Here is a 22,110-nt window from a genome sequence, read left to right as displayed (position 1 = left end):
TGCTCCCCCCTGTTACCACTTGATCGCGGCCGTATCGACAGGAGCATCAAACAGCTCCAACATCTCTTTGTCTGCCTTCAGCAACGTAATCGAAACGCCTTCCATATCGAGTGACGTACAGAAGTTACCAACCATATTACGCACGATACGGAACCCTGCTTGCTCGCAGTTATGAGCCAGACGGCGGTACACTCCGTAAAGCTCTGAAGTTGGCGTACCACCCATACCATTCACCATCACGATGTAGTTGTGTTCAGCGGCGAAAGGCTCAATGCTGGACTCCACTTCATCCCATTCACCTTCGTCACGATTCCAAATACGCAATGTGCGCTGATAAGGCGTGTTTTCAGCAACTTCAGCAAACATTTCATCCACTAACGTATCGACATCGGTGTATTTCACTCGCTTGATACCTGGTTCACCATGGATACCAACACCAAACTCCACTTCATCATCTTCCAGAACAAAAGATGGTTTACCTGCTGCGGGTACAACACAAGCATTAAGCGCCACGCCAAATGAACGACAGTGATTATTAACGCGACGAGCCAGTGCTTCACATTGCTCCAACGAATAACCTTTGCTCGCGGCAGCCCCAACTAACTTTTCAACCAATACCGTTCCAGCTACGCCACGGCGACCAGCGGTATACAGGCTGTCTTTGACTGCAACATCGTCATCCACCAACACCGACCCAACTTTGATGCCATCGGTATGAAGCAGCTCCACAGCCGTTTCAAAGTTCAACACGTCTCCGGTGTAGTTTTTAATGATAAATAGCACGCCTTCACCAGTATTCACTTGGTTGCCACATTCGTACATTTGATCTGGCGTTGGTGAAGTAAATACCTCTCCAGGGCAGGCGCCTGTCAGCATGCCTTTACCAATAAAACCTGCGTGCAAAGGTTCATGACCACAGCCACCACCAGAAACCAGTGCCACTTGCCCCGGTGTTTCCTCGTGCCACATGTAACGAGGTTCGTAGTTCGCTTTTAGCTCTGGGCGAGATAAAGCCAGACCTTCCATTTGCTGCAATACAACATCATCAACTTGGTTAATTAACTTTTTCATCGTTCTATCTCATTCCATTTATATTTTTATGTAGGGTATGAATTCATCTTAAACAGAGAAAATGCGTGCTCAACAAAAATCAATCCGTTTCATATTGAAACAAAAACTTCGGCATTATTGTTTCAATATGAAACGAAAAACGACAAATTTTCCTGAATAGTGATCGTCGCCATAAAGCATGCTGATTCTTATTACTTCTGGCAGTCGGTTTGACACAGAGGTCATAAAAGCATGGAACAAAACCAGAGATATCCTTCACCACTTACCACACCAAACCTAATATAAACCTTATCCCTACAATGGATATTCATTGCAGTCCAAAACACACATAAAAAAGGTTAAAGGTTTGAATTATGGACAAAATTATTATCAGCCCAAGCAAATACGTCCAAGGTGAACAAGTACTTACATCTATCGCTCACTATGTGAAAACATTGGGTGAACGTCCGTTAGTAATTGCCGATGAGTTCGTGACTAACCTGGTTGGTGATGACGTCAAACAAAGTTTTGCTGACGAAAAGCTTCCACTCACTATGAACATTTTTGGTGGCGAATGTTCACGCGTTGAGATTGAACGCATCACGGACATTTGTGCCACTCAGAAACACGATGTCATTGTCGGTATTGGTGGTGGTAAAACGTTAGATACAGCAAAGGCTGTTGCGTTTTACACAAAAATTCCTGTCGTGGTGGTTCCTACGATTGCCTCGACTGATGCGCCAACCTCAGCGCTTGCGGTGATATACACACCTGAAGGTGAATTTGCAGAATATTTGATGATCCCTAAAAACCCAGACATGGTCATCATGGATACGTCAGTCATCGCCAAAGCCCCTGTTCGCTTACTTGTATCGGGGATGGGCGACGCGCTTTCCACCTACTTTGAAGCTCGTGCCAACATGACTTCTGGTAAGGCAACAATGGCTGGTGGGTTAGCGACGCGTTCAGCACAAGCGCTTGCGAAACTTTGCTATGAAACCTTGCTTGAAGATGGTGTAAAAGCAAAAGCTGCAGTAGAAAATGGTGTGAGCACCAAAGCGGTAGAAAACATTATTGAAGCCAATACATACCTTAGCGGTATCGGTTTTGAAAGCAGTGGTCTAGCGGGTGCTCACGCTATTCATAACGGCCTAACTAAGCTTGAAGAGTGTCATCATCTCTATCATGGTGAGAAAGTCGCGTTCGGCACACTAGTTCAGCTGGTACTAGAAAACGCAGCGATGGAAGAGATTAATACGGTTCTTGCATTCTGCCGCTCTGTAGGTCTACCAACCAACTTATTTGATATGGGCGTTAAAGAGCTTAACCACGCTAAGTTGCGCGAGGTCGCCGAAGCCTCAACGGCCGAGGGAGAAACCATCCACAATATGCCATTCCCAGTGACGGCAGAAAATGTCTACTCTGCAATTCTAACCGCTCACCAGTTGGGTCAATAACTCACAAACCTTAAAATGGGTTTAAATAAAAAAGCGGCACATACTCTCGCATGTGCCGCTCAGGATTTTTGCTGTTAAGCGTAATTACTCAACCGTTACCGCTTTCGCTAGGTTACGTGGTTGGTCTACGTCCGTACCTTTGATCAGTGCTACGTAGTAAGACAGCAATTGCATTGGGATGGTGTAGTAGATCGCCGCCGTGATTTCACTAACGTGAGGCATCGTGATGATCTTCATTGTTTCATCGCCTTCGAAGCCTGCGTCTGCATCTGCGAATACATACAGAAGACCGCCACGCGCACGTACTTCCTCAACGTTTGATTTTAGCTTTTCAAGTAGGTCGTTGCTTGGTGCAACCACAACAACAGGCATGTCAGCATCAATCAGCGCAAGAGGACCGTGTTTTAGTTCACCCGCCGCGTACGCTTCTGCGTGGATGTAAGAGATCTCTTTCAGTTTTAGAGACGCTTCCATCGCGATTGGGTAGAACTCGCCACGGCCTAGGAACAATGTGTGGTGCTTGTCTGCAAAATCCGTTGCTAGTGCTTCAATTTCTTTCTCGAAAGAAAGTGCCGCGTTGATTTGCTTAGGAAGTGCATGCAGCGCTTCAACAATCTCTTTTTCTTTCTCTTTGCTGATGCGGCCTTGCTCTTTACCTAGTGCTGTTACCAGCATAAGTAGTGCAGAAAGCTGAGTCGTGAACGCTTTGGTTGAAGCCACGCCGATTTCGACGCCAGCGCGAGTCATGAATGCAAAATCTGATTCACGAACCAGAGAAGAGCCTGCTACGTTACAAATGGTCATCGCCGCCATATAACCTTTCTCTTTCGCAAGACGAAGTGCTGCTAACGTATCTGCAGTTTCACCAGACTGAGACAACGTAATAAGAAGGCTGTTTGGACGAGTCACAAACTTGCGGTAACGGAACTCAGACGCGATTTCTACATCACAGCTAACGCCAGCAATGTCTTCAAACCAGTAACGCGCTGTCATACCTGCGTTGTAAGACGTACCACACGCGACGATTTGTACGTGTTCTACTTTGCTTAGAATGTCTGCCGCGTGCACACCGATCGCGTCTGTCACAACAGAGTCTGCCGTGATACGACCTTCCATTGTGTTGATCAACGCTTTAGGTTGCTCATAGATTTCTTTTTGCATGAAGTGACGGTATTGGCCTTTATCACCTGCATCATGCTCTGCGTTAGATTCAACAATTTCACGCTCAACTGGCTCACCCGTTGCATCAAACACAGTGACTTCACGGCGAGTAATTTCTGCTACGTCCCCTTCTTCTAGGTACATGAAACGGCGCGTAACGTTAAGTAATGCAAGTTGGTCAGACGCTAGGAAGTTTTCACCTACACCAAAACCGATCACGATCGGGCTGCCTGAACGCGCTACTACGATGCGTGAAGGATCTTTGCGATCCAACGCTACCGTGCCGTATGCGCCTTCAAGTTGTTTTGCTGTTTTTTGTACCGCTTCTAATAGCGTTTCTGAAGTACGAAGTTCCCACTCAACCATGTGTGCGATAACTTCTGTATCCGTTTGCGATTCAAACACGTAGCCACGAGATTGAAGCAGCTCACGCAGCTCTTCATGGTTTTCGATGATGCCGTTATGGACAACTGCGATATCACCAGACATGTGTGGGTGAGCATTGATTTCAGAAGGTTCACCGTGCGTCGCCCAACGAGTGTGCGCAATGCCAGTTCCGCCGATCACTTTTGCTTCTTCTACTGCATCAGCCAATTCTTGTACTTTACCCAAGCGACGAACGCGCGTTAGGTTTGATTCGCCATCAACAACCGCAACGCCAGCAGAGTCGTAACCGCGGTACTCTAAGCGGCGTAGACCTTCAACCAAAATTTCTGCAACATCTCGTTGTGCTACTGCACCTACGATTCCACACATGTGTTTATCTCCGTTTGTAGTTTTGTTCTTCCCTAGCCATGATTTCAAATAGAGGCAGCAAGTAAAGGCCTTTATCCAGAGGGAAGTAAAATATGAAACTGATTACATTATTAGGCGCAAATGACTTTCACGCCATGTTGTTCAATCTGTACTTTATGCTCTGCTTGGATATCTGCATCGGTCACCAACACATCAACTTGATGCCAAGCGAGCTCTAAGTTTGGGATCTTACGGCCGATTTTTTCGGACTCGATCATTACGATCACTTCACGTGACGCTTCTGCCATTACCTTACTTAAGCCAACCAACTCATTAAATGTGGTGGTTCCACGCTCGAGATCGATGCCATCCGCACCGATGAATAGTTGGTCAAAGTCGTAAGCTCGTAATACAGATTCGGCCACTTTGCCTTGAAAGGACTCTGAGTGCGTATCCCAAGTACCACCAGTCATCAGCAGTGTCGGTTCGCTCTCTAATTCATTTAGGGCGTTAGCAACATGCAACGAGTTGGTCATGACCACTAAGCCACGTTTGTCATTCAACTGTTGAATCAGCGCGGCAGTCGTGCTGCCACTGTCGATCACGATGCGATTATGATCGCGAATCAATGATGCAGCTGCTTTTGCTAAGCTTAACTTTCGAGTCGAAACATTAGCGCCCAATTCTTCGTGAATGACTTCCTTTGGGATAGCAATCGCACCGCCATAGCGGCGTAGAAGTTGGCCGTTTTTCTCTAAAGAAGCTAAATCCTTTCTAATCGTGACCTCTGAGGTTTCGAATTTCTGAGCAAGTTCATCAACGCTGACTTCTCCTAGTTCAGAAACCAAGTTAGAAATGGCGTGTCTTCTTAATTGAGTATTTCGTTTCGACATTTAAGTTTTGATTTTAAGTTTCGATGTGAAACTTATTATAGTCAAACCGAAACTTTTAAGTCCATTTATTTCGAACCAAAAAATTAATATTTCTCGATAAAACCTTGTCCTAAGACAATTCTTAAACAGTGATATTGGATTCATTCAGTGGTAGAATTCGCCACCGAAAAGAAAAAAAATTACAGAATTGAAGGCTATTTTTTTGCAACTTTCTGCATATAAAGTGGGATTAGTCACAAAAAGGTAACCAAAATCGCCGATCTTTTAGTCATAAAATGACTAAACTTGGTGAAAGACTTTCAGAATCTGAAGTTCTAATAATGAGACGAAAAATCGGTGGGTGACAGGTACTAAATGTCATCAAAAACGTCCTGACTTCAGAGTAAATAACCGACTTTCAAATTGTAACTATACTTACCGGAGAGTATCTTCCATGAAAAAGACCAAAATCGTATGTACGATTGGCCCTAAAACAGAATCTGTAGAGAAGCTAACTGAACTAGTTAACGCAGGCATGAACGTAATGCGCCTTAACTTCTCTCACGGTGACTACGAAGAACACGGCACTCGTATCGCGAACTTCCGTAAAGTAATGGAAGCTACTGGCAAACCACTAGCAATTCTTCTAGATACTAAAGGTCCAGAAATCCGCACTATCAAGCTAGAAGGCGGTAACGATGTTGATCTAGTAGCAGGTCAAGAATTCACTTTCACAACTGACACTTCAGTTGTAGGTAACAAAGATAAAGTTGCAGTAACTTACGCTGGTTTCGCAGCAGACCTAAACGTAGGTAACACTATCCTAGTAGACGACGGTCTAATCGAGATGGAAGTTATCTCTAAGACTGAAACTGAAGTTAAATGTAAAGTTCTTAACAACGGTGCACTAGGCGAAAACAAAGGTGTTAACCTTCCTGGCGTTTCTGTAAACCTACCTGCACTATCTGAAAAAGATAAGAACGACCTTAAATTTGGTTGTGAGCAAGGCGTTGACTTCGTAGCAGCTTCTTTCATCCGTAAAGCGTCTGACGTTCAAGAAATCCGTGAAGTACTTGCTGCAAACGGCGGCGAGAACATCCACATCATCTCTAAGATCGAAAACCAAGAAGGTGTTGATAACTTCGACGAGATCCTAGAGCTTTCTGACGGCATCATGGTTGCTCGTGGTGACCTAGGTGTTGAAATCCCAGCTGAAGAAGTAATCTTCGCTCAGAAAATGATGATCGAGAAGTGTAACCGTGCACGTAAGATGGTTATCACAGCAACTCAAATGCTTGATTCTATGATCAACAACCCACGTCCTACTCGTGCGGAAGCAGGCGACGTTGCTAACGCGGTAATGGACGGTACTGACGCAGTAATGCTTTCTGGTGAAACGGCGAAAGGTAAATACCCTGTTGAAGCGGTAACTATCATGGCTCAAATCGCGAACCGTACTGACTCAGCGCTAAAAGCTGAACTAGGTTCTCGTCTAGACAGCCCACGTCTTCGCATCACTGAAGCAGTATGTAAAGGCGCTGTAGACACAGCTGAGAAACTAGCAGCTCCACTTATCGTTGTTGCAACTGAAGGCGGTAAGTCTGCACGTTCAGTACGTAAGTACTTCCCAACTGCAAACATCCTAGCGCTAACAACTAACAAGAAAACTGCTGCACAGCTAGTTCTAACTAAAGGTGTTACTCCTGTAGTTGTTGATTCAATCGAAAGCACTGACGCATTCTACGTAGCGGGTAAAGAACTTGCTCTAGAATCAGGTCTAGGTAACAAAGGCGATATCGTTGTTATGGTTTCTGGCGCTCTAGTTGCTTCAGGTACTACGAACACAGCTTCTGTACACGTACTATAAGACTGAACTTTTAACACTTCAGTTTCTTGAGAAGGAGGGCTTATGCCCTCCTTTTTTATATGGCTTTCTTGCTCTCATAATAGGCTAATTGTATTATTCACCTCTATCAGAATTTCGTACTGTTTAATTTTATCGTCACGATTAAAGTTTCTTCTATGAGGTGTATGTGTCTAGTCCCACTCTTACCGACAAAGTATTAAGAATGATCCGTCAGGATATTCTCGATGGCGAGCTTAAACCAGGTCAAAAACTCGTGGTTGCCGAACTCAAAGAGAAGTACAACGTAGGAGCGTCACCCATTCGAGAAGCATTGGTGCAATTATCTTGGAGCAAATACGTCAAACTCGAGCCGCAAAAAGGCTGCTGGGTTGCACCTGTATGTAAAGATGAGTTACATGACTTGTACGAAAGCCTGCAAATGGTCTCCGCATGCTTACTCAGTAAGGCAATTACGATTGGCGATGAAAAATGGGAACTGGATGTACTAACTGCTTATCACAAGTTATCCCGAGTAAAACCTGGCGAAAGCTTTTGTTGGAGGGAATGGGAAGAGCGCCAAAATCAGTTTCTTACTGCGCTGTTTGAAGGTGCTGGCTCTGTCAATATGTTTGGTTTTTTCTGCGATCTACTCACGCAAATTAAACGCTACCAATACTTCGCGATGCAGATTTTAGGCACAGGGAACCCTGGGCACTGTAATCTCGATGAGCAAGAAATACTGATGAAGGCATCACTAGACAAAAAGAGTCAGGATGCTTTAGGTTATCTAGAGCGTTATTTGAGACAGTCAATACAGTGTATCGAAGCCGCCATCGATAACCAATGTCGCATACTGGCTAGCGAATAACGCTGAGACTGAAAAAGCGGGGGTCTATCCCCGTTTTTTCGTTTTTGTAAAAGCACTAAGCAATATCATCATAACTATGACATAGCGATACGCAGTTACGCCCTGCACTTTTTGACTCATACAAAGCAATATCAGCACATTTATACGTTCTTGTACGATCAGAGGTTAAATCACTATACCCAGCACTTACAGTAATGCCTCTATCACTACGCATTTGAACCGCGACACGTAGCCTGTTCAATACAATTTCAGCCTCTTCTAGTGTTGTATGCGGCATAATCACTGCAAATTCCTCACCACCGACACGAGATACAAAATCTGTGCTGCGGACTTCTTCTAGGAGGGTTTCTGCGACACTACAAATCACCTTGTCTCCTTCGTCGTGGCCAAGCTCGTCATTAATACGCTTAAAATGGTCAATATCAAACAACGCCAAACAAGCAGGAGGGCTATCAGGATAGCGTTCAATAATCCCCGCATATTGCGCCAATTGCTCTTCAAATTTTCGGCGGTTCCACAACCCCGTCAAGCCATCTTTTTCGCTTAGGTTTCGTAATTTTTCTTCTAACTCTTTTTGCCCAGAGATATCCACCAGCGACGTAATGTAATAACTCACTTTACCTGATTTGGTTAAATTCGCCTGAATACGCATTATTGCGGTAAAGACTTGATTAAACTTAGTTCGACAACGAATCTCCCCTTCCCATACGTGTTCACTCTTCAATGCTTTCCAGATACTCAGGTTTGCTTCGAGATCTTCAGGTAAGAGAATTAAATGATGTGCACTCCAACCTTGGGCATGCTTGGTTGAGTAACCCATCATATTTTCAAACTCTTGATTAACCATGATGATTCTATGTGAAGCATCCGAGATCATCACCGCAGTCATACCATCAAGAGCAGCTCGAGCCAACTTCGATTCCATACTATGACGCCGATAATGCAGAGCAAGGGCTGCCGTCGGCAAAGTGAAGCCGAGCACCAAACTTAAAACAAAAAACGCTTCTTGGATTAAGTCATCAATATCCCTCTGAGCTCGGGATAATAACTGCTCATTGGTAAGATCAATAACCAGATGAAGAGGTTCGCTAGAAACAAACTGGATGGTGCGATACGCGACCAAATTCGAACCATTGTAAGCATAGCCCGAATCTTTTGAATTTAAACTACGCCAAATGTTTGGGTACATCCGGCCAAAATTAAATTGAGAGCGAGCGGGAATTATATGGCCATACAAACGAGCTGATTTAGGGCTATCAATGTAAAATCCGTCACTCTTAATCAGCTCAATATGGAAATCAAGCACTGACGAATAGTTGAGTCGAGAGGATAAATAGTCAATATCAACATTAAGCACAAGATACCCTTCGCGCTTTCCGTTAAGCGAAATAGGCATCAAAATACGCAGTGACGGGCTATAGGGATAGACTAACTCGCCATACTCTCGTTCTAAACCTATCCCCCACGAAGCGATTTCGCCATCGTCTAAGTTCTTAGCGAATTGAAAGTAATCTCGCTCTGACTTATTTTGCAATTTGATCGCGGGCAACGCAGCGCCTGTTTCAATCTCATAATTAATCCTCACTTTTTCTCGACCAGAAACATCAAGAAAGCGAATTTGCTTATACAACTTTTGATTGATTGCGACCGAGATCCACATGTCTTCTAAGATGGAACGGTTCACCCGGTTAGGTTGGCGCAGATATTCATACAGACTTTGGCTGTGACCAAGTAGGTCACTGATCGTTTCGATTTGATCCTGAATATTGCTGTATTCACGGCCAGTATAGGCCAATTGATGTAACGCTTCTTGAGCGGTGTTCTCAACATTGTTTTCTAACAACGTCAGATATTTCTGATAGTAGTAAGCGGCAGTGAGTGCACTAAAAAATAGTGCTGTCGCCAATAAGGTGCCGACTCGCTTAGGTACTTTCACACGTCTAATGCCTATCATGCTTACTAAAACGACAATTATATCATTAATTGTTATTTTCTAAACAAAAAAGCCACTTAGATTAAGTGGCTTTTCTATATGCAATCAGAGAGTTAAGGTTTGAGGGCTCGCTCTCCTCGCGCAATGCCAACGACACCACTACGAGCAACTTCGACAACTTCGGTCACTTCGGATATCGCTTGAATGAAGGCATCTAGCTTTTCACTCGTACCCGCAAGTTGTACGGTGTATTGGGAAGCCGTGACATCCACGATCTGGCCACGGAAGATGTCTGCCGTCCGCTTCACTTCTGCTCGCGCAAAACCACTGGCTTTCACTTTCACCATCATCAGTTCACGCTCAATGTGCTCATACTCGGTGACTTCTTGTACTTTCAGCACATCGATCAGTTTGTGTAACTGCTTCTGAATTTGTTCCAACTGCATCTCATCAGATGTCGTGGTAATGTTCATTCGCGACAGGGTTTCATCATCAGTCGGTGATACCGTCAAAGATTCAATGTTGTAACCACGTTGAGAGAACAAACCAACAACACGAGACAACGCACCCGGTTGGTTTTCCAATAGCAATGAAATAATGTGTCTCATATTAAGTTCTCTCCGTTTTGCTTAGCCACATTTTATCCATACCCTCACCTTTGATTTGCATCGGGTATACGTGTTCGGTTTCGTCTACGTTGATGTCCACAAACACCAGACGATCTTTCATATCCAACGCTTTTTGTAGCCCTTCTTCGAGCTGATCAGGCGTTTCGATACGAATACCGACGTGACCATAAGCTTCTGCAATCGCTGCAAAGTCAGGAACAGAACTCATGTAAGAATTAGAGTGACGGCCTTGATAAATAATGTCTTGCCACTGTTTTACCATGCCTAAGAATCGGTTGTTCAGGTTGATGATCTTCACCGGAATGTCGTATTGCATGGCTGTCGACAATTCTTGAATATTCATCTGAATACTGCCGTCACCAGTCACAACCACGACCTCTTCTTGTGGCATGGCAAACTTCACGCCCATGCCAGCCGGAAGACCAAATCCCATGGTGCCAAGACCACCAGAGTTTATCCAACGGCGCGGCTTATTGAATGGGTAGTACAGCGCCGCAAACATCTGATGCTGGCCCACATCAGACGCCACATATGCGTCACCATTAGTTAGCTTGTGCAGCGTTTCAATTACTTGCTGTGGCTTGATTCGTTCTGGAGACGTTTCATAAGACAAGCAGTTGCGGTCACGCCATACTTGAATGTCATCCCACCATGCAGTGATAGCATCTTGATCATTTCCACTACCTTGCTCTGCAAGCAGCCCGAGCATGGTTGTCAGCACTTTTTCCGCAGAACCTACGATCGGCAAATCCACTTTCACGTTTTTCGAGATCGATGACGGATCGATATCAATATGCATCACTTTTGCGTTTGGGCAGTACTTTTCAAGGTTGTTGGTTGTACGGTCATCAAAACGCACACCGATACCAAAAATAAGATCCGCTTCATGCATTGCCATATTAGCTTCGTAAGTGCCGTGCATACCCAACATGCCCAGTGAGTTTTTATGTGTACCCGGGAATGCCCCCAAGCCCATCAAAGTACTCACAACGGGTAGGTTCAGTTTGTCGGAAAGCTCTAAAATATGTTCATGGGCGCCAGAAATCACCGCACCACCACCGATATAAAGCACTGGTTTTTTCGCTTCTAATAGCGATTTAAGCGCTTTTTTAATCTGGCCTTTATGGCCCGAAGTTGTCGGCTTGTAAGAACGCATTGAAAGCGTTTCTGGATATTGATAAGGCAGTTTGATTTGCGGGTTCATCACATCTTTTGGCAAATCAATCACAACTGGACCAGGTCGACCTGTAGTCGCGATATAAAACGCTTTTTTGATTGTTTCAGGAATATCTTCCGCTTTTTTTACTAAAAAGCTGTGTTTGACCACTGGGCGGGAGACACCGACGATGTCACACTCTTGGAAAGCATCATTACCAATTAGGCTATTCGGTACGTTACCCGAGATAACGATCATTGGGATAGAGTCCATATACGCTGTTGCAATACCCGTAATGGTATTGGTCGCGCCCGGCCCCGAGCACACAAGTACGACACCCGGTTTACCGGTAGCTCGAGCGTAACCATCTGCCATATGAGTGGCGGCTTGCTCATGCCTTACAAGTACGTGTTTGATTTGATCGGCTTTGGCATGCAGTGCATCGTAGATATCCAAAACAGAGCCACCTGGGTAGCCAAAGATCTGCTCTACGTGCTCTTCTATCAGAGATTGAACCACCATCTCTGCGCCTGACAACATTGCTGTCATAATTGCTCTCCTTAGCCAGTTTCCTCACCGTAAGGTCAACGGATTGGTCTGGTTTTACATAGTCTAGGTCTTATTCGTAGCCTAATCGAAATACTTCCACGTTTTCGGCTATGTCTTGCGTTCGTCATAACATCCCGCAAGGTTACCCAACAAATGTAACGTTTTATTATCAAAGGGTCTAATGAGAGATTGGTCTACTTTTTAAACAAGATACTAGTAATTAGAATGTTAGTAGGAATAGCAGCCACACATCTCCTATTTCACAGTACAACCTAAAAAATTAACGCTCAAAAAAAGAACATTATTTCATAAGGTTTTAGCTATAGGGTGCGAAATAGCGTTATTTGACGAGCAAAGCAGAAAAAATCAATGCAAACAAAAATCCCCAGCAATGCGCGATCACATCACTGGGGATTTTTTCATCAATATAAAATCTAAGTCAGCTTAAGTTACTTTTTATCCGACTTTTCCTTATACATTTCTTCAATTTCATCTTGGTATTTGTCATTGATGACTTTACGACGAAGTTTTTGAGTTGGCGTTAACTCACCATCATCCATAGAGAAAGCTCTTGGTAACAGTTTAAACTTCTTCACTTGTTCAAACTTTGCCAACTCTTTTTGAAGATCGTTCACCCGCTTCTCAAGCATTTCGACCACCTGGTGGTGCTTAATCAACTCAACGCGATCGTGATATTTGATATTCAGCTCTTTCGCGTACTCTTCTAGCGAGTCATAACAAGGCACGATAAGCGCAGAAACAAACTTACGAGTATCCGCAATGACTGCGATTTGCTCGATGAAGTGGTCTTTACCAATCGCACCTTCAATCATTTGTGGAGCGATGTATTTACCACCTGAAGTTTTCATCAACTCTTTGATACGATCGGTGATGAACAAGTTGCCATTTTCATCAATGTAACCAGCGTCGCCCGTTTTTAGGAAACCGTGCTCATCAAAGGTCTTTTCCGTCTCTTCTGGCATTTTGTAATAGCCACGCATCACCATTGGACCACGAACCAGAATCTCGTTGTTTTCGCCAATCTTAACCTGTGCGCCAGGCATCGACATACCAATAGAGTCGGGGTTAAAACATTTATCATCCCAACACGATACTGTCGCCGTGGTTTCAGTCATGCCGTAGCCCAACTTAACGTTGATACCAATCGCATGGAAGAATCGACCGATGGTTTCATCCAGCTTTGCACCACCACAAGGCATAAAGTTGATTTGCCCGCCAAGTAGCGCACGCAGTTTGCTCAGAACCAACTTATCCGCCAAAGCGTATGACTTACGCAGCAAGAGCGATGGCTGACGTTTTTCTTGATGACAAGCGGCCATTTTTGCGCCCATGTTGACTGCCCAAGTAAACATGATCTTACGATGAATCGGCGCGCGAGACACTTTCTCATGAATCGCAGAGAAGATCTTCTCATAGAAACGCGGTACGGCACACATCACGGTAGGTCGCACCTGGCTCAGTGCATCACGTACTTGCATGGTGTCTTGCAAATAGCAGTTGGTCGCCCCTTTGTACAATACATAAAAGGTCCAAGCGCGCTCAAATACGTGTGATAACGGAAGGAAACATAATGACACGTCACTTTGAGAAAGGCTCAAGCGCTGATCGTGCCCTTCCAATTGCGCCGCAATGTTTGCGTAGTCCAACATAACGCCTTTTGGCTGGCCTGTTGTACCCGAGGTGTAGATCAGCGTGAGTAGATCATCTTCTTTTGCCTGATCTAAACGCGCGTCCAATTCAACTTGATATGTAGCGTCGCCTTTGGCAACAAATGCTTGCCAAGAGATAACGAAATCATGATCGCCAAGTTCTATATCATCAGACATCGCAACAATGAGCTCTAACTGTTCGCACTGGTCGAAAATGCTCACTGCTGCATCAAATTGAGGCTGTTCACCAACAAACAGAACTTTGACGTCTGCATTGTTAATGATGTACGCCGACTGGGCGGCAGTATTGGTTGGGTAAATAGGTACTGTCACGCTGCGTAATTGCAGTGCTGCGATATCAGCGATCGTCCATTGCGGCATGTTGTTCGAGAAAATGCCGATCTTATCTTGGACTCCTAATCCCTGAGCCAAAAGTGCAAGTGATAAAGCATCAACTTGCTGACCAAATTGCGTCCACGTAATACCTTGCCACTCCTCACCCACTTTATGCTTGAGTGCAACGCGTGTACCACCGTTCGCAATTTGTTCACGAATACGTTTAACGATATGAAAATCTAACTTGGCCATTCTTTTACTTACCTTTTGGCTTACAGGCGTAAGCTAATTGAGCGAACAAGTGTACTCACGGCTTGCTAAAACGCAACTGACCAGTATCAAACTTATCACTAATAAGAGACAACTATCACTTATACGTCGCGAACGTACCTAAAATTGCTGAATGATTACTCTATTTAACTTACTGTTTAGATTGTTTATTACGAAAACAAAAAGCCCCGAGAGACAAAAATCGCTCGGGGACCAATGAATTGTAAAAATTGATGATTACCAATATGGTCTAATCGAGAAGACCAAACGTCATCTTATTTTGCGGCAACGACTTCACCACAAGTGATCATCAGTTGATCGCGTAGCCAAATGTGGCCTTTATCTTTTTCACTTGATTCATGCCAGCTTAAGAATCCGCTGATTTCTTTGTTCGCAAATGGGAAATCAAGAATTTGCAGTTGATCGCTGTTTACCGCATTTTCCGCCATCCAACGTGGTGCAATAGTCACAAGCTCAGATTGACCCACCACGTATAGTAGGTTGCTTAAACTAGAACCTTCATACGCCGCTTGGCAATCCAGTTCACGGTACGCTTGCTCTGAGAAACTACGTTGGCCATGCACTTTCGATAACTTCGCATGCTTTTCGTTAAGCAGTTGCTCAGCCGTCACACCACCTTGAATGCGTGGGTGTGTTTTTGATGCGATAACCACTAATTCATCTTTGAAGATTTCAGTACTTGAGAAACCTTGCTCATCAAAACGAGCGTAGTCGATCACAAAATCAATTTCTTGGTAGCGCATACGCTCAGACAACAAACGGTCAAATTCTGCATCTAGGTGAAGCTGAACGTTTGGTGCTTGTTGATTCACTTTTGCCATGATCTTCGGAGCAAAACGCATGTCGCAAGGGCTGCAAATCGCAAGCTTGAATAAGCGAGTCGAAGATTCTGGCTGGAATACGGAGCTAGGAAGTTCATTGCGAATCAGCTGCAGTGCTTGGCGAATAGGACCAAACAGTTGACGTGCTCGTTGCGTAGGCTGAATACCACGGCCTTGGCGCATGAATAGCTCGTCGTTAAACATCACTTTTAAGCGTGCCACGGCGTTACTTACCGCCGGTTGAGACATGCCTAGGTTATGTGCTGCACGAGTAATATTTTGCTCTTGCATTACAGCATCAAATACAGTCAGTAGGTTTAAATCTACACCACGCAAAGTGCTTTCCATACGGTAGCTAGCAATTGCGCTCATCGCGTCTTTCTTCTCTAACATTGAGTGCGCCTCTTTTGTAATCGTCAACTTTGTTCATTAAATTCATAACGAATAGAATCCCATCTCGCACAAAAGACGGCGGCTGGATTCGAATCATTTTACGAATAGATAACCTAACTTTTTATTATATTTATCGTCCGGATACTTCCGGCTCGAACTGTACTATCAACTAATCGATTGCGGTTTCGCAACTAGATTGATATTTAATCAGTAAATTTTAGCCAATTAGGTATTTATTTATTAAATAACAAAGACTTGATAAAAACATAAAAAACTATAAAACACGTAAAAATGCATTCTTTGAGGACGTATTTAGCAAATTGATAGGACAGGCGGTCAACACAAGCATGCATTTAGCTCAGTTATTAGTTGGAATAAGAACAACAGATGACAGCTATATCTCTGATTGAATTTTGCACTTATCAGTCAAATTATCAGCAAATACACACTGAATAGAAATGAGAGAGGAAGAATAAAAATGCAGCCTTCTAAACAGAAAGGCTGCAACAAAATCGTGTCAAAAATGGAAGGAACAGTGTACTGAACAACGTACTTAAATGTTCGACACGTAACTTGGAAAATCAACCTGCTCCCACAGTTGTCTGGATAACTCTGCTTTTGAATCCCATGCACCTTGCAGTACCCAATGAACAATAGCCTGAGCAACATCTGGGTATTTCACACTTTCGGCTTGTTGCTCCTTTAGCCACTGGCGTACTGCGGAAATGTCTAAGCTCTCCATCGACATCGCAAGCCCTAAATCTTCTAAGGTCGCAACATTGCTCTGCTGCTCGAATTGACCCGCGAGTGGCTTTAGTAACAATTTTTTCCCCAAAGACAAGGCTTCTGAAGGAAGCTCAAACCCACCATTAGCAATGACACCACTACAGCGATGCAAATGATGCTGGAAGTTGCTGTGGCATAAAGGGCGCAGTTCTATGTTTTCTACCTGCTCACATTCGATCACATCCGGGTGATAACAGATAAACGCTTGTTGATTAAAGTGGAACAATAAGTCCGAGATATCTTCTATCGATTCGAACGGCAGATACACCAACACGAAGTCGTCGTTTTCTGCTTGGCTATCGACGGTATGCACTATTGGTGGTAACAAAGGTTGATCAAAATGATGCCAATGCAAACCAAGGTGGTGCTGAGAGGGAGCAAAGTATTCAATGACGGATTTATCTAACCAACTTACTCCCTTTAGTGGCACTGGATAACGGAAAGCATTTTGGTGGCTGATACCAATAGAAGGCTTATTTTGTTGTCTCGCTGCCCACGCAGTCACAGGTTCGAAATCATTAATGATAAGATCGTAGGACGACAGATCGAGTTGCTTAACTTCTTTGAAAAACTGCACCAAATTGTTATTCAATGCTGTTTTCGCGTAGTTTACAGAGCCTTTTTCGGTAATAAAGGTGAAGCCTCGACGAGTCTGGTAATCGCCAAATGCTTCCATTGAAAAGTATTTTTCCGGCGCTCGCCCAGAAAACAAAAAGTCGACCTCAACATCGTGCTCTTTAAACGCATGACTCATCGCCCTTGCGCGTGCAATATGTCCGTTTCCTGTCCCTTGAACACCGTACAAGATTTTCATCAATTAGCCTCCCAACATCGCAATCGCTAATCCACCACAAAGACTGCCAAGCAGTGCACCAATGATGACATCGGTAAAAAAGTGCACACCCAATAAGATTCGCGCGGTTCCGATTAAACTTGCCCAAAAGAATGCAGCAACGCCTAGGCTCGGATAGAAATGGTCAATCAGCGTCGCCATGACAAACGCAGCGGCAGTGTGTCCTGAAGGAAGACTGTAGCGATCAGAGGGGGTAATAAAAGCAGGAAGGAGTGCATTAAGCTCTTCAGGGCGACGACGCTTAAAACTATTTTTCAGCGTCCAATAAATTGGTAGCTCGATAGCAAAAGCAAGTAAACCCGCCAGTAAAAACCAGACTCCTTGCTCCTTATCTAAATACCAAGCTAATAACCCCAACACCAAGTAAAGATGCCCGTCACCACTGTGGGAGACTCCTTTGCTGATATTGGCGACTTGTTGATTAAAACGGTGCTTAAGACAAACACTAGAGAGCGCTAAATCAAACTTAGCAATGGTTGCAATTGGCTGTGTAATTGTCTCTATGGTTCGCATGTGACCTTTCCTTACTTTGACAACGCCTTTGTGTGAAAAGTAGGAGGTTTAGGTGACAACAGCATGACGGGAGTTTGGACAATTAATGACAAAGGCCAAATTAAAGTATGCCCAACAATTTATCTATTGGGCATAACCATAAAATAGAACACTAAGAAGGGTTTGCTGGTTGCGGTTGAGGGGTGTCTATATACCAGACTTTTCTCTTCTTGCGGCAGGCGCGCAAAGAGCCCGTCGTCATGTCGCCATCTTTTGTAAGCTCATAGCTCAGTGAGCGGCAAGTATAGTTTCCCGACAGTTCATGCTCTATACTCGTTTGCTCCGTTTTACTCGATTTAGGCTCTAGTAGAGGGTTAGGCTGAGTAGATAAAATGTCACGATTTATCACATTGCTGCGCGCATAATCCTTATGGACATAACCTTTTATCACTCCTTTCTGTTCAACGAGAAACCAAGGTTGATCAACCACTTTTGCTAGCACATTAAAGACTTCCCCTTTCGATAATACGCCAAGCTTTGCCCCTTCAAGACTCGGTTTAGAGCGTAGGTTTAATGTGGTCTTAGAGCGGTAAGAAACATCCATAAACTCTACTGGGTTTGAAGTATCGACACCTTCAGTGGTTGGTCGGAAAACTTCCGCTTGCTGTTTCTCTCTAGGTTGAACGCGGATCTTCCACCAAGAATACGTTTCCGGATCTTTACCTTTGAACTTATTTCGGCTGTCAGACTCAAGGGCAACAAGCATCTGATTCAAGAACGATTCGCGTCCCTCATAACTCAAAAATCGATCCATTTGATCATTGATAACCATGACGCTCTGCGAGTGATCATTCATAACAACGGGGGAAGCCACTTCCACATAGGTCTGCGATTGAAACAGCTGACAACCCGACAAGCTGACCAGAGTAAATACTATGGCTGAACGTCCAAATTGTTTTGTTAACCTCATTCTTTCCCTAACCCTTATTTCTTTTACCTAGTGCAACTGCACTACTATAAATGGTCATTCAAAACTTTTGCCAAACAATTCGGACCTTTGTGTGACAAGTCGCAATCCCGATGCTTGTTTTGGTAATGAAACGTCGCAAACTTGATGAGAACTTACTTCTTCTAGCACGTTTCTATCGCATCATGTCGTTTCACTTAGTGCATCATTTTTTTCAAGCAAACGAAAAGACTCATCCGATATGAATAAAAAATCGACTTTAGGGTTGACGCGCTTCATGGAGTGCGGTACTAATTTGTTAACTTAATTATGTGGAAAGCTTAACAACTATGTCAGCGCATTTTTCTATCCTGCTTAGCCTCCTCCTGATCGTGACCAGTTCGCGCGGGTAGGCTGTGGAAGAAAAATAACCACACCAATTTCTAAGAACCCGCATGAGAATGCGGGTTTTTTTATATCTAAATACTGGAAGTAAACGATTCACTTGCGCAAAAGTGCAGAAATCAGGAAGGAAGCAAACATGAACGATCAGGTCATTATATTCGACACCACATTGCGTGATGGCGAGCAAGCGTTGTCAGCAAGCTTGACGGTTAAAGAAAAACTGCAGATTGCCTATGCGCTGGAAAGACTCGGCGTTGATGTTATCGAAGCTGGCTTCCCAATCTCTTCACCAGGTGATTTCGAGTCTGTACAAACCATCGCAAAAAACATAAAAAACAGTCGAGTTTGTGCCCTTTCGCGTGCCGTTGCGAAAGACATTGATGCTGCCGCTGAAGCATTAAAAGTGGCTGACCAATTCCGTATTCACACGTTTTTAGCCACTTCCACCATTCACGTAGAAGACAAACTACGCCGCAGCTACGACGATGTACTAGAAATGGCAGTCAACGCCGTTAAACATGCACGTAACTACACTGATGATGTCGAGTTTTCTTGTGAAGATGCTGGTCGTACTCCAATCGACAACCTATGTCGCATGGTAGAAGCCGCCATCAATGCAGGTGCGAGTACAATCAACATTCCAGATACCGTTGGCTACACCGTACCAAGTGAGTTTGGTGGGATTATTGAAACCCTATTTAACCGCGTTCCGAACATTGATAAAGCGATCATCTCCGTTCACTGTCACGACGATTTGGGGATGTCAGTTGCCAACTCTATTGCCGCCGTTCAAGCTGGCGCACGTCAGATAGAAGGCACGATCAATGGCATTGGAGAGCGAGCGGGTAACTGTTCACTTGAAGAGATCGCAATGATCATCAAGACTCGTCAAGAGTTTTTGGGCGTTCACACTGGCATTAAGCATGATGAAATTCACCGCACCAGTAAGTTGGTTAGCCAGCTATGCAATATGCCTATTCAAAGCAACAAAGCAATTGTGGGTGCAAATGCGTTTAGCCACTCTTCAGGCATCCACCAAGATGGCATGTTGAAGAATAAGAATACCTACGAAATCATGACCCCTGAGTCTATTGGCCTAAAAAACCAAGCTCTGAACCTAACCAGCCGCAGCGGTCGCGCTGCCGTGAAGAGCCATATGGATACCATGGGTTACAACGAAGACGAGTACAACCTAGACGCGCTGTATGCGGATTTCTTGAAACTTGCTGATCGCAAAGGCCAAGTGTTCGATTACGACCTAGAAGCCCTAATGCACTTCTCGAACTTGCGTGAAGAAGATGACTTCTACAAATTGAGCTACCTAAGCGTGCAGTCTGGCAGCGTAATGGCTACCACCAGCATCAAAATGCAATGCGGTGATGAAGAAATGTGTGAAGCAGCGGTCGGTAATGGCCCAGTTGATGCGCTATACCAATGTATCTACCGCGTGACAGGCTACGACATCGTTCTGGATAAATTCGACCTAACCGCGAAAGGTGAAGGTGAAGATGGTTTGGGTCAAGCAGACATCATTGCCAACTACAAAGGTCGCAAATACCACGGTACGGGTGTTTCCACCGACATCGTTGAGGCTTCCGGCCAAGCATTATTGCACGTTATTAACAGCATTCATCGTGCAGATAAAATCGAAGAAATGAAGCAGAAAAAGATTGCGACTGTGTAATAACAACCGGGCTACACGGCTCAGGAAAGAACACGCTCGTTGAAATAATTAAGCTCAAAATTAGAAAACTTAAAGGATTAACATGACAGACAAATCGTACAAAATTGCCGTCCTACCCGGTGACGGCATTGGCCCGGAAGTAATGGCGCAGGCACATAAAGTATTGGATGCAATCGAAAAGAAACATGGTATTGCGTTTGAGCGTGACGAGCATGATGTCGGTGGTATCGCGATCGACAATCACGGTTGCCCACTTCCAGAGAGCACAATAAAAGCATGTGAAGAGTCTGATGCAGTCCTATTCGGCTCGGTTGGCGGCCCTAAGTGGGAGCACTTACCACCAAACGACCAACCTGAACGCGGTGCCCTACTGCCGCTACGTAAACACTTCCAACTGTTCTGTAACTTACGTCCAGCGCAAATTCACTCAGGTCTTGAAGCTTTCTCACCGCTACGTGCAGACATCTCGGGTCGCGGCTTTGACATCGTGGTAGTCCGTGAACTGACGGGTGGTATCTACTTCGGCCAACCGAAAGGTCGTGAAGGTGAAGGCGCAACAGAAAAAGCATTTGATACTGAGGTGTACCACCGCTTTGAGATCGAACGTATTGCAAAAATCGCTTTTGAGTCTGCTCGTCTACGTCGCAAGAAAGTGTGCTCTATCGACAAAGCGAACGTTCTACAAAGCTCTATCTTATGGCGTGAAGTAGTCGAAGAAATCGCAAAAGACTACCCAGATGTCGAGTTGTCACACATGTACATTGATAACGCGACTATGCAGCTTATCAAAGACCCTGCTCAGTTCGACGTAATGCTATGTTCAAACATCTTCGGCGACATCATTTCTGATGAATGTGCGATGATCACAGGCTCTATGGGTATGTTGCCATCAGCAAGTCTAAACGAAAGCAAATTCGGTCTGTACGAGCCAGCAGGTGGCAGTGCACCAGATATCGCAGGTAAGAACATCGCTAACCCTGTGGCACAAATCCTGTCTGCGGCACTGATGCTACGTTATAGCCTAGGTGAGGAAACGGCGGCACAAGACATCGAAACGGCAGTTTCAAAAGCGCTATCAGCGGGGGAACTAACGGGTGACCTTGCTGGTGACAACCCAGCACTTTCGACGTCTGAGATGGGCGATAAGATCGCTGAGTACATCTTAAACTCTTAATAC

At 44.6% G+C, this 22,110-nt stretch carries 16 protein-coding genes; 5 read left to right on the top strand and 11 right to left on the bottom strand.

Annotated features, from left to right (window positions below):
* Positions 1-12 precede the first annotated feature (12 nt).
* Positions 13-1,071, bottom strand: coding sequence for a dihydroxyacetone kinase subunit DhaK (gene dhaK, locus KJB35_RS11770; protein WP_064353600.1), 1,059 nt, complete (start codon positions 1,069-1,071; stop codon positions 13-15).
* A 353-nt stretch (positions 1,072-1,424) separates the two neighbouring features.
* On the opposite strand from dhaK, the gene KJB35_RS11765 reads away from it, so the two are divergent.
* On the top strand, positions 1,425-2,507 hold the full coding sequence (locus KJB35_RS11765; protein ID WP_005379703.1) for a glycerol dehydrogenase: 1,083 nt from the start codon (positions 1,425-1,427) through the stop codon (positions 2,505-2,507).
* A gap of 84 nt (positions 2,508-2,591) precedes the next feature.
* Here the strand turns inward: KJB35_RS11765 and glmS are convergent, their stop codons facing one another.
* Both glmS and KJB35_RS11755 read right to left on the bottom strand, forming a co-directional pair.
* Complete coding sequence (gene glmS, locus KJB35_RS11760; RefSeq protein ID WP_033906046.1) at positions 2,592-4,424, bottom strand: glutamine--fructose-6-phosphate transaminase (isomerizing); 1,833 nt, start codon at positions 4,422-4,424, stop codon at positions 2,592-2,594.
* A 110-nt stretch (positions 4,425-4,534) separates the two neighbouring features.
* Complete coding sequence (locus KJB35_RS11755) at positions 4,535-5,296, bottom strand: DeoR/GlpR family DNA-binding transcription regulator (protein WP_005379701.1); 762 nt, start codon at positions 5,294-5,296, stop codon at positions 4,535-4,537.
* Between the two features lie 433 nt (positions 5,297-5,729).
* Between KJB35_RS11755 and pykF the strand changes: the two genes are divergently transcribed.
* Positions 5,730-7,142 (top strand): pyruvate kinase PykF, encoded by a 1,413-nt coding sequence (gene pykF, locus KJB35_RS11750; RefSeq protein ID WP_005392243.1) that lies wholly within the window; start codon positions 5,730-5,732, stop codon positions 7,140-7,142.
* A 160-nt stretch (positions 7,143-7,302) separates the two neighbouring features.
* Positions 7,303-7,989: a GntR family transcriptional regulator gene (locus KJB35_RS11745; RefSeq protein WP_213908111.1), complete on the top strand. Its 687-nt coding sequence runs from the start codon at positions 7,303-7,305 to the stop codon at positions 7,987-7,989.
* A 55-nt stretch (positions 7,990-8,044) separates the two neighbouring features.
* Here the strand turns inward: KJB35_RS11745 and KJB35_RS11740 are convergent, their stop codons facing one another.
* The 8 genes from KJB35_RS11740 to KJB35_RS11705 all read right to left on the bottom strand — a co-directional run bounded on the left by KJB35_RS11740 (position 8,045) and on the right by KJB35_RS11705 (position 18,868).
* The gene (locus KJB35_RS11740) at positions 8,045-9,925 is read right to left on the bottom strand and encodes a diguanylate cyclase (protein WP_149192005.1); all 1,881 of its coding nucleotides are present in this window, start codon (positions 9,923-9,925) and stop codon (positions 8,045-8,047) included.
* A gap of 110 nt (positions 9,926-10,035) precedes the next feature.
* Entirely contained in the window at positions 10,036-10,530 is a 495-nt protein-coding gene (gene ilvN / locus KJB35_RS11735) for an acetolactate synthase small subunit (RefSeq protein ID WP_005379697.1), read from the bottom strand.
* Position 10,531: 1 nt separating this feature from the next.
* The gene (locus KJB35_RS11730; RefSeq protein WP_238842880.1) at positions 10,532-12,256 is read right to left on the bottom strand and encodes an acetolactate synthase 3 large subunit; all 1,725 of its coding nucleotides are present in this window, start codon (positions 12,254-12,256) and stop codon (positions 10,532-10,534) included.
* Between the two features lie 449 nt (positions 12,257-12,705).
* Positions 12,706-14,514, bottom strand: coding sequence for a long-chain fatty acid--CoA ligase (locus KJB35_RS11725; protein ID WP_005379694.1), 1,809 nt, complete (start codon positions 14,512-14,514; stop codon positions 12,706-12,708).
* Between the two features lie 293 nt (positions 14,515-14,807).
* Positions 14,808-15,767 carry a LysR family transcriptional regulator CalR gene (calR, locus tag KJB35_RS11720; RefSeq protein ID WP_005379693.1) on the bottom strand — a complete coding sequence of 320 codons (960 nt, stop codon included), beginning with the start codon at positions 15,765-15,767 and terminating at the stop codon, positions 14,808-14,810.
* Positions 15,768-16,320: 553 nt separating this feature from the next.
* On the bottom strand, positions 16,321-17,367 hold the full coding sequence (locus KJB35_RS11715; RefSeq protein WP_238842879.1) for an MJ1255/VC2487 family glycosyltransferase: 1,047 nt from the start codon (positions 17,365-17,367) through the stop codon (positions 16,321-16,323).
* A 3-nt stretch (positions 17,368-17,370) separates the two neighbouring features.
* Positions 17,371-17,919: a phosphatase PAP2 family protein gene (locus tag KJB35_RS11710; protein WP_033906038.1), complete on the bottom strand. Its 549-nt coding sequence runs from the start codon at positions 17,917-17,919 to the stop codon at positions 17,371-17,373.
* Positions 17,920-18,070: 151 nt separating this feature from the next.
* Entirely contained in the window at positions 18,071-18,868 is a 798-nt protein-coding gene (locus tag KJB35_RS11705) for an SH3 domain-containing protein (RefSeq protein ID WP_238842878.1), read from the bottom strand.
* Positions 18,869-19,385: 517 nt separating this feature from the next.
* Between KJB35_RS11705 and leuA the strand changes: the two genes are divergently transcribed.
* Together leuA and leuB are read left to right on the top strand one after the other, a co-directional pair.
* The gene (leuA, locus tag KJB35_RS11700; protein WP_005379685.1) at positions 19,386-20,933 is read left to right on the top strand and encodes a 2-isopropylmalate synthase; all 1,548 of its coding nucleotides are present in this window, start codon (positions 19,386-19,388) and stop codon (positions 20,931-20,933) included.
* Between the two features lie 82 nt (positions 20,934-21,015).
* Positions 21,016-22,107 carry a 3-isopropylmalate dehydrogenase gene (leuB, locus tag KJB35_RS11695; RefSeq protein WP_005383068.1) on the top strand — a complete coding sequence of 364 codons (1,092 nt, stop codon included), beginning with the start codon at positions 21,016-21,018 and terminating at the stop codon, positions 22,105-22,107.
* Positions 22,108-22,110: the final 3 nt, after the last annotated feature.

Origin of the sequence: Vibrio sp. D431a (assembly GCF_030248655.1) — a bacterium.
GTDB classification, from domain to species: domain Bacteria; phylum Pseudomonadota; class Gammaproteobacteria; order Enterobacterales; family Vibrionaceae; genus Vibrio; species Vibrio alginolyticus.
Note: the sequence above shows the minus strand (reverse complement) of the source record. Positions and strands in the feature narration are given on the sequence as shown.